At 63.2% G+C, this 13038-nt stretch carries 9 protein-coding genes and 1 pseudogene; 6 read left to right on the top strand and 4 right to left on the bottom strand.

Annotation, left to right across the window (positions count from 1 at the left end; all coding sequences use genetic code 11):
• Nucleotides 1-123 precede the first annotated feature (123 nt).
• Nucleotides 124-1026: a LysR family transcriptional regulator gene (locus tag PG887_RS20160; protein ID WP_041212603.1), complete on the bottom strand. Its 903-nt coding sequence runs from the start codon at nucleotides 1024-1026 to the stop codon at nucleotides 124-126.
• Nucleotides 1027-1216: 190 nt separating this feature from the next.
• Between PG887_RS20160 and PG887_RS20155 the strand changes: the two genes are divergently transcribed.
• The 4 genes and pseudogenes from PG887_RS20155 to ygjK all read left to right on the top strand — a co-directional run bounded on the left by PG887_RS20155 (nucleotide 1217) and on the right by ygjK (nucleotide 6672).
• A complete protein-coding gene (locus PG887_RS20155; RefSeq protein ID WP_042880306.1) occupies nucleotides 1217-2473 on the top strand; it encodes an adenylosuccinate synthetase in 1257 nt (418 codons plus the stop codon).
• A 177-nt stretch (nucleotides 2474-2650) separates the two neighbouring features.
• Nucleotides 2651-3183 (top strand): annotated as a pseudogene (locus PG887_RS22755) (YbhB/YbcL family Raf kinase inhibitor-like protein).
• Nucleotides 3184-3194: 11 nt separating this feature from the next.
• Complete coding sequence (locus tag PG887_RS20145; RefSeq protein WP_202040727.1) at nucleotides 3195-4007, top strand: helix-turn-helix transcriptional regulator; 813 nt, start codon at nucleotides 3195-3197, stop codon at nucleotides 4005-4007.
• 184 nt (nucleotides 4008-4191) lie between these two features.
• Complete coding sequence (ygjK, locus tag PG887_RS20140; RefSeq protein ID WP_270822746.1) at nucleotides 4192-6672, top strand: alpha-glucosidase; 2481 nt, start codon at nucleotides 4192-4194, stop codon at nucleotides 6670-6672.
• A gap of 78 nt (nucleotides 6673-6750) precedes the next feature.
• On the opposite strand, the gene tyrS is transcribed toward ygjK, so the two are convergent.
• Entirely contained in the window at nucleotides 6751-7950 is a 1200-nt protein-coding gene (gene tyrS, locus PG887_RS20135) for a tyrosine--tRNA ligase (RefSeq protein WP_039040151.1), read from the bottom strand.
• A 114-nt stretch (nucleotides 7951-8064) separates the two neighbouring features.
• On the opposite strand from tyrS, the gene PG887_RS20130 reads away from it, so the two are divergent.
• Together PG887_RS20130 and PG887_RS20125 are read left to right on the top strand one after the other, a co-directional pair.
• Complete coding sequence (locus tag PG887_RS20130; protein WP_270822745.1) at nucleotides 8065-9375, top strand: peptidoglycan DD-metalloendopeptidase family protein; 1311 nt, start codon at nucleotides 8065-8067, stop codon at nucleotides 9373-9375.
• A 64-nt stretch (nucleotides 9376-9439) separates the two neighbouring features.
• Entirely contained in the window at nucleotides 9440-10564 is a 1125-nt protein-coding gene (locus tag PG887_RS20125; protein ID WP_270822743.1) for an anhydro-N-acetylmuramic acid kinase, read from the top strand.
• A 111-nt stretch (nucleotides 10565-10675) separates the two neighbouring features.
• On the opposite strand, the gene PG887_RS20120 is transcribed toward PG887_RS20125, so the two are convergent.
• Complete coding sequence (locus tag PG887_RS20120; RefSeq protein WP_232098004.1) at nucleotides 10676-11077, bottom strand: hypothetical protein; 402 nt, start codon at nucleotides 11075-11077, stop codon at nucleotides 10676-10678.
• A 375-nt stretch (nucleotides 11078-11452) separates the two neighbouring features.
• A complete protein-coding gene (locus PG887_RS20115) occupies nucleotides 11453-12325 on the bottom strand; it encodes a hypothetical protein (RefSeq protein ID WP_270822742.1) in 873 nt (290 codons plus the stop codon).
• Between the last annotated feature and the right edge of the window lie 713 nt (nucleotides 12326-13038).

The raw sequence follows: 13038 nt of genomic DNA, 5'->3' as shown, positions 1-13038 counted from the left end.
ACCCAGGGCGGTGAAGATATCAAAGACCCGTTTTCCGGTAAATCGCAATGCGGCTCCGCTTAAGTGAACAGCATTGCACCCCAGGGGTGGCCTCTTGGTTATGGGGAACGGGCGCCTGGCCTGTCACGGCGCCAGCAGCAGCGCCGGATTCTGGATCTCCTCCTCCACCCAGTGCAGCAGTTGCTTGATGGCCCGCGACAGCACCTGGTTCTGGCGCACCACGTACCCCAGGCTGGTACCGGGAAAATCGGTGAGCCGGGTCACCGGGGCGGTCAGCTTGAGCCTGGGGTGAAGGGAGAAATCCGGCACGATGGCGACGCCAAAGCCCGCCTCGGCCCAGTCGAGCTGGGCATCCACGCTCCCCACCTCCATGATGCGGCAGCTCGGCAGGCCGAGCAGGGGCAGGGAGGGATCGATCAATGCCCGGGTCCGGGTGTCGTGCCCCAGCAGGATCAGGGTCGGCTCGTCCAGAGGATCGCTCTCCCCCGAGCTGGCCCGCGCCTGCCAGCGGGCCAGGCCGTGCCCCAGGGCACACCAGGTCACCTGCTGCAACTCGGTGTAGAAGAGCGGCTCGCTGCGCTTTTGTGCCATCACGAAGCCCAGATCCGCCTTGCCCGCCCGCACCAGATCCGCCGCCTGATCCGAGGTGGTGTTGAACAGGGTGAGGTCGATGCCGGGGAAGGCCTGCTTGAAGCGCTGGAACGGCTGGATCAGCAGCAGGCGCGAGATGATGTCGCTGGCGGCGATGGCGAGCGTCCCCTGGCTCAACTGGCTCAGGGCATTGAGATCGGACTGGCAGAGTTGCAGCTCGTTGATGGCGCGCTCGGCGCTTTGCAGCAGCCGCTCCCCCGCCTGGGTCAGGCGAAACGGGCTGCGCTCTACCAGCTTGACCCGGGTCGCCTGCTCCAGGTTCTTGAGGTGCAGGCTCACATTGGGTTGCGTCATGTGCAGTTCGGTGGCCGTCTGGCCGAAGTGCTGCAACCGGGCCAGGGTGACGAAGGTGTGCAGCCAGTGAATGTCCAGCATGGGGTTCCTCTTCTCCCGGGTCGATGGCAGGGCCAGCGCCGCCAGGGCACGGGCACCACGAAAGGGAGCGCGGTGTCGATAATTGCACCGGAATTATATGGCTTTATTATCGGAATTATAAAGATAATTAATTTTTCTAATCCTCACGGGGCTCCTAGGATGGACGCCTAACGTCTTAGGAGAAAGAGTCATGTCGTCTATCGTAGTCGTAGGTGCTAACTGGGGTGATGAAGGCAAAGGCCGCATCGTCGATTATCTGGCAGGCCAGGCTGGCGCCAGTATTCGTTTCCAGGGCGGCAACAACGCCGGCCACACCGTGGTCAACGATCTGGGCACCTTCAAGCTGCACCAGGTGCCGAGCGGCGTCTTCAACCCGGATTGCCTGGTCGTGCTGGGCCCCGGCATGGTGATCAGCCCCGAGAAGCTCACCGTCGAGCTGGAAGAGGTCAAGGCCTCCGGCGTCATTCCCAAGCTCGCCATCTCTGACCGTGCCACCCTCTGCCTGCCGCTGCACGCGCTGGAAGACACCCTGGAAGAGCAACGCCTGGGTGACGGCGCCTACGGCTCCACCCGTCAGGGCATCGCCCCGGCTTACGGTGATCGGGTCATGAAAAAGGCGATCCTGGTGGGCTGGCTGAAACAGCCGGACGTGCTGGTCGAGCGCATCCAGTTCATGCTGGACTGGAAACTGCCACAGATGAAGGCTCTCTATCCGGACTTCGAATTCACCCAGACCGCCCAGGAAATGGCCGACTGGCTGCTGGAAGTGTCCGCTCCCTGGCTGGACGCCGTCTGCAACGTCAGCATGCCCCTCAAGGCACTGCAAGCCGAAGGCAAGACCCTGCTGTTCGAAGCCCAGCTGGGCGCCGGCCGTGATCTCATCTACGGCGAATACCCCTGGGTCACCTCCTCCCACGTTTCCGGCGCCTACGCCGGCATCGGTGGCGGTCTGCCGGGCCTGCGCCCGGAGCGCGTCATCGCCGTGGCCAAGGCATTCAGCTCCTCCGTCGGTACCGGCACCCTGCTGACCGCCATGGAGAACCAGGACGAGTTCCGCAAGATCACCAACGAGTTCGGCGCCACCACCGGCCGTCCCCGTGACGTGGGTTACTTCGATGCCGTCGCCACCAAGAACGGCGTCGAGCTGCAGGCTGCCACCGAAGTGGCCCTGACCAAGCTGGACTGCCTGACCGGTCTGCCGGATCTGAAGATCTGCGTGGCCTACGAAGGTGCCCACACCGAGAACCCGATCTGGCCGCAGACCGCCGCCCTCACCCCCGTCTACGAGAAGATGGAGAGCTGGAGCGAAGACATCAGCGCCTGCCGCACCTTCGCCGAGCTGCCCAAGGCTGCCCAGGACTATGTGCTGCGCATCGAAGCCCTGCTGGGCGTGCCGGTGCCCATGGTCTCCGTCGGCCCGGGCCGTGACGAGATGATCCTGCGCTAAGGCCCCTCGCCTCTCCCAAAAACCGGCATCCCAGGATGCCGGTTTTTTTATGCCCCTCAAAAGCCCCGAACAGCTCACAAAAGCCGCCTCCATGGCATAATTTGAGCCATACGGGCACTCTGTTTTGAGCCAGCCCCCTTAGAGTGAATGCCATATTCACACAAAGGAGTGCCCATCATGAGATCCCCCATTATCCCGCTGCTGCCCCTGTTCTGCCTCGCGGCCCTGCCCGCCGGCGCCATGACCCTCAAGAGTACCGACATCCGCGAGGGTGAACCCATGGACAAGGTCTTCAGCTTCAACGGCTTTGGTTGCAGCGGCGAGAACCGCTCCCCCCAGTTGAGCTGGCAGAGCCTGCCCGCCGGCACCCAGAGCGTCGCCATCACCGCCTATGACCCGGACGCCCCCACCGGCAGCGGCTGGTGGCACTGGCTGGTGGTGAACCTGCCGGCCAGCCAGAGCGAGCTGCCGAGCAATGCCTCCGGCAAGATCAAGCAGGGGCTGGAGCTTGGCACCGACTACGGTACCCAGGGTTATGGCGGCCCCTGCCGCCCGCCGGTCACGGCATGCACCGCTACCAGTTCACCGTCTGGGCCCTGCCCAAGGCGCTGGAGGTGAAGGCCAACACCCCGCCCGCCATGGTAGGCTACATGCTCAACAGCCTGGCCCTTGGCAAGGCCACCCTGACCGCCACCTTCACCACCCCCTAGGAGCCCGCCCGATGAGCACGCCCCTGCTGCAACTGAATCATTACTTCGGGATCCGCCAGCAGCCCCTGCGCCGGGTGCTCATCTACGCGCCGACCCTCATCTGGGTGCAGCAGGGCCGCAAGCAGCTGTGGTGGCGGGAGCAGCGCCTCTCCTTTGACAAGGAGAGCTGGCTGCTGATCCCGGCGGGTCACCGGCTCACCTTCGTCAACCAGCCGGAGCAGGGCACGTTTCGCTCCCAGGCGCTCACCCTGCTGGCCCCGCCACCGGCCGAGTGGCTGGCAGAGAGCCCCCTCGATCTCCTCAAGCCACCGGCCATCAGGGTGACGTCGGCCCTCGCCTTCTGCTTTGATCTCGTCACCACCATGGCGCAGCGGCAGCTCTGCGAGACGGCCCAGACCCAGCTGCTGCAAGGGTTTTATGGCGAGCTCAGGGCAGCGGGGGGCCTTGGACTGCTCTTTCCTGCCACCACCATGACCCTGGGGGAACGGCTGGCCCGTTACCTCAGCGTGGAGCCTGGTCTCGATCACCGGCTGGAGACGGTAGCGACCCACTTCGCCATGAGCCGCGCCTCCCTGGTCCGCAAACTGGCAGCCGAGGGGCGCAGCTTTCGCCAGGTGCTGACCCAGGTACGCCTGGGGCACGCCCTCACCCTGCTGCAACAGGGGCTCACGCCGCTTCAGACCGCCCTCGCCTGTGGTTACGACTCCCCCGGCCGCTTTGCCGCGCGCTTCAAGGAGGAGTTCGGCCTGACCCCCCACCAATACCTGCGTACCTGCCCCTCCTCTCTCTCGCTGACTGCTACCACGAAAGTAAATAATTACTAAAACACAAGACTATGTAACCTCGTGTAACCGGGTGATCCGGCTCACACTCGCCCCTCCTGCACTGTGACACAGCGCCAATAACCCCGTCAAAATCGCCCTATAATGGCTCTCGCAAACGCTTTCACTAAAATAATCACTAAAAAACACCTTCCTTAACCTACAAAAACTGCCATTGGAGCGAGAGATGTTTCGTGAAAATTTACTTTCCATCACCCTGAGCGTCGCCCTGTTCGGCCTCACTGCCTGCAACGGCAATGACTCCAGCAGCCCGGCCGCCCCCAGCGCCACCCTGGCGAACCAGTATCAGAACGTGATCGACCGCAGCGGCACCCCGCTCCAGTTCCGTGACTTTGACAGCTACGCCAACCTCAAATACAACCCGCTGCTCGATCTCGGCGCCTGGCACGGCTTCCTGCTGCCCGCCAGCGACAGCGAATGGGGCGGCTTTACCGGTCCCATGGTCATCGCCGAGGAGTACAGCCTGTTCTTCGCAAGGGAATTGGACAAGCTGACCCTGAGCGACGAGAGCGGCCGCGCCTTCCCCCTCACCAGCGCCAGCAAGCAGGCGCTGTACGCCATCCCGGGGGCGCTGGTGCAGCGCTTCGAATTCGACCCCTTCACCCTGGAGCTGGAGCTGCGCTACGGCGATGCCCGCACTGCGCTGGTTCGCACCCGCCTCATCAACCACACTGACGCCCCCCTCACCCTCAAGCTCAACTGGCAGGGGGAGCTGCTCAACCAGTGGGATGCCAACAAGACGGTCGCCGAGCAATACCCCGCCTGGACCCGCACCATCAACCAGACCGAGCGCGGCGTGGCATTCCAGTTCGGCAAACTGCGCAGCACCTGGAACATCATGCAAAGCGGCAGCGCCAGCTACCGCATCGATCGCACCCTGCCGAGTAGCACCACCCTCGACGAACAGGGCCTCGGCTACGTGAGCGAGGCCAGCCTCACCCTGGCCGCCAAGGGCCAGCAGGATATCTACACCCTGCAGAGCTATGTCCACAGCAGTGCTGACGCGAGTCGCTTCGAGCAGAGCCGCCTGGCGCTGCTGGCCGACCCCGCCAGCCATTTCGACGACGCCATCCGCCGCTGGGAGGATTACCTGGCGCACGGCCTCTCCAATCAGGGGATCCCGGAAGCCGAGCGGCGCATCGCGGTCAAGGCGATGGAGACCCTCAACGGCAACTGGCGCTCCCCCGCCGGCGCCATCCTGCACGACGGGGTGACCCCCTCCAACACCGCCCGCTGGTTCGACGGGGTCTGGGCCTGGGACAGCTGGAAGCACGCTTACGCCATGGCCCACTTCAACCCCGAGGTAGCCAAGAACAACGTGCGCGCCATGTATGACTACCAGATCCAGGCCGATGACCCGGTTCGGCCGCAGGATGCCGGCATGGTGATCGACGCCGTCTTCTACAACAAGCTCGCCGATCGCGGTGGCGACGGCGGCAACTGGAACGAGCGGGACACCAAGCCGCCCCTCTCCGCCTGGGCCATCTGGGAGATCTACAGCGCCACCCAGGACAAGGCCTTCATCGCCGAGATGTACCCGAAGATCCAGGCCTATCACGACTGGTGGTATCGGGCGCGGGACAACAACCGCAACGGCATCATCGAATATGGCGCCACCCGCCACGTCGAGCACAACGACGAGTTCGGCAACATCACCTTCAAGGTGCAGTACCCGACGGGGGCACCGGTCGGGCTGGATCTGTCGAGCTGTACCAATGAGGGAGATGGCTGGTATGGCTGCGCCGGCATGGCGCTCTATCAGCAGGTATTGAGCGTTGGCGGCTACGCCGACATGGATATCGGCGCCCAGCACGGTGCCGGCTGGGAGTCCGGCATGGACAACGCCGCCCGCTTCGGCTTTATCGAGCCGGATCAGCTCAAGCGCTATGCCGACAAGACCTATGGCGGCGACATGGCCAAGGCGCGCCAGGACTGGAACGTCTTCTTCTTTGAAAACCATCAGGACGACGGCAACCTCATCGGCTTCTCCATCGATCAGGAGTCGGTGGAGCTCAACGCCTTCCTCGCCAAGGAGAAACGCATCCTGGCCGACATGGCCGAGCTGCTCGGCAAGCCGGACGAGGCGAGCCGCTATCGCGAAGGGGCGGCCCAGCTGGCCGGCTATATCAACAGCTGCCTGTTCGATGAGGCCTCCGGCTTCTATTACGATCGCCAGATAGCCCAGGGGGATCTGCCCGACGCCAACGGCTGCGTCGGCAAGTTGTTGACCGCCCGCGGCCGTGGCCCGGAAGGGTGGAGCCCGCTCTGGGCCGAGGTGGCAGACAAAGAGAAGGCGGCGCGGGTGCGCGAGGTGATGCTCAATGCCCAGGAGTTCAACACCAAGGTGCCGCTCGGCACGGCGGCACTGACCAACCCGGCCTACGACCCCGACATCTACTGGCGCGGCCGCGTCTGGCTGGATCAGTTCTACTTCGGGGTGAAGGGGCTGGAGAACTACGGCTATCGCAGCGATGCCCAACAGCTCGTCAACAAGCTGTTTAGCAATGCCGAGGGGCTGGCGGGCAGCGGCCCCATCCGCGAGAACTACAACCCGGAGACCGGTGCCATGCAGGGGGCCAGCAACTTCAGCTGGAGCTCGGCCCACCTCTACATGCTCTATCGCAACTTCCTGAAAACCGAGGGCTGATCCCTCTTTGCAGCAATGAGCCAACAAAAAGGCCTCCGCAAGGGAGGCCTTTCTTATGGCAGCGCCACAGGTGGCGACTTACTTGACGGTCACCCGGGCAAACTTGCGCTTGCCGACCTGGTAGACGGCGGTACCGGCACCGATGAGTGCCTTGCCATCGTCCAGCTTCTCGCCATCCACCTTGACCGCGCCCTGCTTGATCATCCGCAGCGCTTCGGAGGTGGTGGCCACCAGATCGGCATCTTTCAGCAGGTTGGCGATGGCCAGCCCTTCCCCTTCCAGTGCCAGCTCGACTTCCGGCATGTCGTCCGGAATGGCGTTCTTGGAGAAGCGCTGGGTGAAGTCTTCGTGGGCCGCTTCGGCCGCCGCCTCGTCGTGATAACGGGCGATGATCTCCTTGGCCAGCCAGATCTTCACGTCGCGCGGGTTGAGAGTGCCGGCAGCAATGCCTGCCTTGAACTCTTCGATTTCAGCCAGCGGACGGAAGGAGAGCAGCTCGTAGTAGTTCCACATCAGATCGTCGGTGATGGACATGATCTTGCCGAACATCTCCCCCGGGGCGTCGTGTACGCCGATGTAGTTGGCAGCGGACTTGGACATCTTCTTGACACCGTCCAGGCCCACCAAGAGCGGCATCATCAGCACGCACTGGGTCGCCATGCCGGCATCTTTTTGCAGCTCGCGACCCATCAGCAGGTTGAACTTCTGATCGGTACCGCCGAGCTCAACGTCCGCCTTGAGCGCGACCGAGTCATAGCCTTGCAGCAGCGGATAGAGGAATTCGTGAATGGCGATGGACTGGCCGTTGCTGTAGCGCTTCTTGAAGTCGTCGCGCTCCATCATGCGGGCCACGGTCTGCTTGGCCGCCAGCTTGATCATGCCGGTCGCGCCCAGCTCACTCAGCCAGGTGGAGTTGTACTCGATGCGGGTCTTGGCCGGGTCGAGGATCTTGAACGCCTGCTCGGCATAGGTGAGGGCGTTGTGCTTGATGGCCTCTTCGGAGAGCGGCGGACGGGTGGCGTTCTTGCCGGAGGGGTCACCCACCATGGCGGTGAAGTCACCGATCAGCAGGATCACTTCATGGCCCAGATCCTGGAAGGTCTTCAGCTTGTTGAGGATCACGGTATGACCCAGGTGGATGTCCGGCGCGGTCGGGTCCATCCCCAGCTTGATGCGCAGGGGGCGCCCTTCCTTCAACTTGGCGATCAGTTCTTCTTCAACCAGAATTTCTTCCGCTCCGCGCTTGATCTCGGCTAGCGCCACCTCGAGCTGGGACATTTTTTGACTCTCCAATCACGATTCCACAGGGCCAGACATATTACTGGAATGGCGGGCCAATTGGAAAGGCGGTAAACTCCGACCTTCTTCCGGGTTCAACTTTGTCTGCTTCTCATGGTCCTTTGGCACGCCTTCAACTCTCTCCCTCACTGGCACCGCAAGATGGTGCTGATCCTGAGCATCATGGTGATGATGCTGGCGGCCTGGCCGAGCGAACAGGCAGTCGCCACCCGGGTCGATGACAACGACAACGAACTGGCCGTCGAGCAGCAGGTCGACGAGGAGGCGCAGCTGGCACGGGCCGAGCCCGTCACCCCGCCCAAACCGCGCTATGTCACCAGACAGGTGAAGGTGCGCAGCGGCGACAACATGGGGGTCATCTTCCAGCGCCTGGGCCTCAGCACCACTGATCTGCACCTCATCGACCAGCTCGAGGGCACGGATACCCTGCGCCTGCTCAAGCCCGGTCAGGAGCTCACCTTCAAGCTCACCAAGAGCGGCGAGCTGCACAGCCTCTATTACCCCCACAGCCTGGAGCAGGCGCTCAAGGTGAACCGCCGGGATGACGGCTTCGTGGCCAGGCCGGTGAAGATCGAGCTCGACACCCGCGAACAGGTGGCCCAGGGGGAGATCCGCTCCAGCTTCTGGGGCGCCGCCGTCGAAGCGGGCATGACGGAAGACCAGATCATGGATCTCGCCGCCATCTTCGGCTGGGACATCGACTTTGCCCAGGACCTGCAACCGGGGGACAGCTTCCGGGTGGTCTACCAGGACAAATACCAGGATGACGAGCGGGTTGCTTCCGGCGACATTCTGGCCGCCGAGTTCGTCAACCAGGGGGCCATCTACCGCGCCGTGCTGAATGAGGATGGCAACTACTACACCCCGGACGGCAAGGCGATGCGCAAGAGCTTCCTGCGCGCACCGGTCAACTTCAAATACATCAGCTCCAACTTCAATCCGCGCCGCCTTCACCCGGTCACCGGCAAGGTGCGTCCCCACAACGGCATCGACTACGTGGCACCGGTGGGAACCCCCATCATGGCGGCGGGCGGCGGCAGCGTGGTGGCCGCCGGCTACAACCAGTTCAACGGCAACTACGTCTTCATCAAGCACGCGGGCAACTACGTGACCAAGTACCTGCACCTCTCCAAGCGCACCGTCAACAAGGGGCAGCGAGTGAAGCAGGGGCAGACCATCGGCCTGCTCGGCGGCACCGGCCGGGTCACAGGCCCGCACCTGCACTATGAATTCGTGGTGGGCGGTGTGCACAAGAACCCGCGCACCCTCAACCTGCCCCAGGCGGAGTCTCTCAGCGGGCGGGCGCTGGCCAGCTTCAAGGCCCAGGCCATGCCCCAGCTGGCCAAGCTGGACAGCCCCGAGCTGCAACTGGCCAGAAACAAGGGCAACGGCGACGACAGCTGAGCGCTGTCGACCAAGGTGGAACACGGCATCGGACGGTTCCCCCGCATCATTGAAAGGGGTTGTCATGACGGAACGCTATATAGGCTTGATGTCCGGTACCAGCATGGATGGTATCGACGCCGTGCTGGTGACGATGGATAGGGAAGCGCTTCGAGTAGAGGCGGCCCTCTGCCATCCCTGGCCTGTCGATACGGCTCGCACCCTGCATGAGCTTTGCACCCCGGGGGAGAACGAAATCGACCGCATGGGGGTAGCCGACAACCTGGTGGCCCGCGAATTTGCCGCCGCCACCCAGGCCCTGCTCGCCAAGGCGGCGCTGACTCCCAAGGAGATTCGCGCCATCGGCAGTCACGGCCAGACCATACGCCACCGCCCCCAGCTCGGCTTTACCCTGCAGATCGGCAACGCGGCCTTGCTGGCGGCCCTGACCGGCATCGACGTGGTGGCCGATTTTCGCACCATGGACATGGCCCTCGGCGGTCAGGGGGCCCCCCTGGTGCCCGCCTTCCATCAGGCGCTCTTTGCCCGCCCCGGCGCCCTGCGGGTCGTGCTGAACCTCGGCGGCATTGCCAATATCTCGGTGCTGCCCGGCCAGACCGACGGGGGGGCTGGTTCAGGGGTATATGGCTTCGATACCGGCCCCGCCAACACCCTGCTCGACGGCTGGTATCGCCGCCACCAGCCCCACGGTGGTAGCTATGACGACGGTGGCCAGTGGGCCGCCAGCGGCAAGCTTATCCCTGCGCTGCTGGAGCAGTTGCTGGCTCACCCCTACTTCGCCGCCCCCGCCCCCAAGAGCACGGGGCGTGAGATGTTCACCCTCGACTGGCTCGACGGCGAGCTGGACGGCTGCGCATACGCCCCCGCAGATGTGCAGCGTACCCTGCAATCCCTCACCTGCCACAGCATCGCCCGCCAGTTGCCCACCCACCGTGATGCGCCAACCCGGCCCGAGCTGTTTGTCTGCGGCGGCGGCGCCCACAACGCCCCGCTGCTGGCGGAGCTGGCCAACCTGCTGCCCGACTGGCATTTGACCAGCACCGCCCAGCTCGGCCTTGCACCGGACTGGGTGGAAGGGGCCGCCTTTGCCTGGCTGGCGCAGCGATTTATCCAGCGAAAGCCGGGTAACCTGCCTGCGGTGACCGGGGCGAGCCGCCCGGCGGTGCTGGGCGCCCTCTATCCCGCCTGAACCGCTCCCCGAGCGCCCTCCCTCTAATGGAACAAGCCCGAACAGGTGCACCTGATCGGGCTTGTTGTTGTGCCTGACGCCAGATGGCGCAGACCCGTCACTCTGTGCTCCCTACCCGAGCCGCTCTTGCAACCTGGCCGCCTGCGCCTTGAAGGTCTCATAATCGGCGACATGCCGGCTCCTGGCGGCGGTGATCCACTGCACGCCCGTCTCGTCGGCGTGGGAAAATTCGATGCAAAACTCATATTTCGCGCTGGAGAGCAGCCCCATCAGGGCGCCAGACAGAAAACCCACCAGGGGCAGTAAGAGCACGATGAGCCAGTTGCCCGCTTGCTCGTAGGAAGGGGTGAAGTAAAAGAGCACACTGGAGGTGACCACCCCCAGCAACAAGCTCTTCTTGAGCCGATCCATCCAGCCGAGAGCTTTTACCTGCACGCCCACGATGCGGCCCAGATCGTAGCAATCCTTGTTGACCCTCAGTGTGTTGTCCGACTGTTCAATGGCAATGGCCATCCTGATACTCCGTCCTGTTGGCTATGGCGATAAGGGGTTGCCGTGGCGGCCCCGGATTGTGCATCCCGTGATCATGACAGGACCAGCAGCCAGCCACGGGGCGATGGGCGGCACCTCCCCCAACAGGAACACACGCTGCGCATGGTATCGTATGGCGCCAAACATCAAAAGACGTTCACATCAAAAGGCGAGGTGGATCACCTTCTACCCGCCCTTTGTCCCCCGTGCAACCGTTGGCTTTTCTGGCCATCCCCTCTTGGGCAAGGTAGCCGGGGAGCAGGGGTCAGTGAGATAACAGCCCCGTGATGACCCTCAGGAGGGGCGGGCCGATGGGATGGCACCATGGGCCCGCCCCTCGAGAGCACTCCCATGGCCCTAGAAGGCCCACTTCAGGAAGCGGTGTACCTGGCGCTTGACCGGTGCACAGAGCGGCGGTTTGGGAGGCTCCAGGTTGATCTGTCTGCGGCCCACCCTGGCTTCGCCCCGCAGCAGGATCTGGAGATAGTGGGGGTGCTGGCGCTGAATGAATCGAGAGATCTCATGGGCCCAGGGTTTGGGGACTCCCCACAGGGTCGAGGCCAGGGCGCCGACGATACAGAAGAAGGCGGGCTCGTGCATGCCCATCCTGACGCCATTCTCCAGCGCCTCCTTGAAGGAGCCCGAATGGGCGATGCAGGTCATCACATTGACCATGAAGGCGGCATAGTCATCTTCCCCGCCGTGGCCCACCCTGGCCACCAACCCGGCCTGCGGTCTGTAGCCGAACTGGTGGCCGATGTGCTCAAGCACTGCATTGCGCTGGCGAATGACCTTGGCATAGAACATCAGCATGGCGGTACAGTCGAGCGCCTGGCTCAAGGCCACCTGATGGGGATGGGTCTGGGTGGGACGGGGCGTGGTCAGCAGCGCGATCTCCTCCGAGATGGCGAGCAGACCGATGGGCACCGCCGTGCTGATAAAGGCGAGATCAATGGCGATCGCCAGGTCCTGGCCCTCCTCCATCCGGCCAATGACCACCTGCTCGGCAAAGAGGCGACGCTGGCGCTCGATAAAGGCGCCATAGATCAGAACCCTGAACTTCTTCTGGGGATAGGGGGTATCGAGCAGGGTCTCCATGGTCAGGATGGCGGCGCCGGTGCGAGCGCGCAGTTGATAGTCGGGGGCGAGGGGGAAGTGCTTGCCTAGGCGGGGGGGTGGCCGAAACCCGCTGGTGTGGCTGTACATGTCACCCAGAATGAATCCAAGCATAAAACCTCCGAAGTCAGATGACGGGGATCGCGATGCGATCGCATGTGCCACTCCCGGGCAGAGGAGTGCCGATCCGTGCTGCTCGTCGGCAGGGTCCCTGATTTCATTATTAATCATACAGTTAATAATCCACCCAAACCCCGACCCAGGTCGCAATAACGGCAGTTGATGACAAAGAACACAAATAAGGATGGTGCGGTGAAGATGAGCCGGCTGCATCGCAAGGAGTACGGGATACGCCAGGGCGGCAAAGCAGGGCGGACTCCGGGGCCCCCTCACAGGGAGGGTCATGACAGGAGTGATATGCATCGGGGGGCGGCAAGTCGGGGCAGGCAAGGGGAAGGCCCCCTCCCCTTGCTTATGAGCCCTGCTGGCGGGCTGCGTTCGCGCCACTGAAAAGATATGGCATAGGCGGTGTGGCGACCCGCCCATGTCAGCCTCCGCCGCAGGGGCTAAAAAGCGCCCTCTCTTTCTCCCGTATTTATGTCATGACCTGTGGCCATGCAAAGAGGGTGAATGTTATTTCAGTGTGCTCACCGCAGCATATTTTGGCGGCGCTGAACAGAGCGTCGAGAGAGCGATAAATAGATAGCTATGCAAAACCGGTAGAATAAGCTGCAATTTCGCCAAAACTATGGAAGGTGCGAACAAGTCCCTGATATGAGATCATGTTTGTCATCTGGAGCCATGAAAAAGGGTTCATCATGAGTCAT

It is taken from the genome of Aeromonas sp. QDB14, assembly GCF_027707845.1.
Lineage (GTDB): Bacteria > Pseudomonadota > Gammaproteobacteria > Enterobacterales > Aeromonadaceae > Aeromonas > Aeromonas caviae.
This window is presented reverse-complemented; position numbering and strand designations above follow the sequence as displayed.

Bases quoted from the DNA above. Each gene is read 5' to 3' on its own strand.
- PG887_RS20160 (WP_041212603.1), bottom strand. From the start codon at position 1,026: ATGCTGGACATTCACTGGCTGCACACCTTCGTCACCCTGGCCCGGTTG.
- PG887_RS20155 (WP_042880306.1), top strand. From the start codon at position 1,217: ATGTCGTCTATCGTAGTCGTAGGTGCTAACTGGGGTGATGAAGGCAAA.
- PG887_RS20145 (WP_202040727.1), top strand. From the start codon at position 3,195: ATGAGCACGCCCCTGCTGCAACTGAATCATTACTTCGGGATCCGCCAG.
- ygjK (WP_270822746.1), top strand. From the start codon at position 4,192: ATGTTTCGTGAAAATTTACTTTCCATCACCCTGAGCGTCGCCCTGTTC.
- tyrS (WP_039040151.1), bottom strand. From the start codon at position 7,950: ATGTCCCAGCTCGAGGTGGCGCTAGCCGAGATCAAGCGCGGAGCGGAA.
- PG887_RS20130 (WP_270822745.1), top strand. From the start codon at position 8,065: ATGGTCCTTTGGCACGCCTTCAACTCTCTCCCTCACTGGCACCGCAAG.
- PG887_RS20125 (WP_270822743.1), top strand. From the start codon at position 9,440: ATGACGGAACGCTATATAGGCTTGATGTCCGGTACCAGCATGGATGGT.
- PG887_RS20120 (WP_232098004.1), bottom strand. From the start codon at position 11,077: ATGGCCATTGCCATTGAACAGTCGGACAACACACTGAGGGTCAACAAG.
- PG887_RS20115 (WP_270822742.1), bottom strand. From the start codon at position 12,325: ATGCTTGGATTCATTCTGGGTGACATGTACAGCCACACCAGCGGGTTT.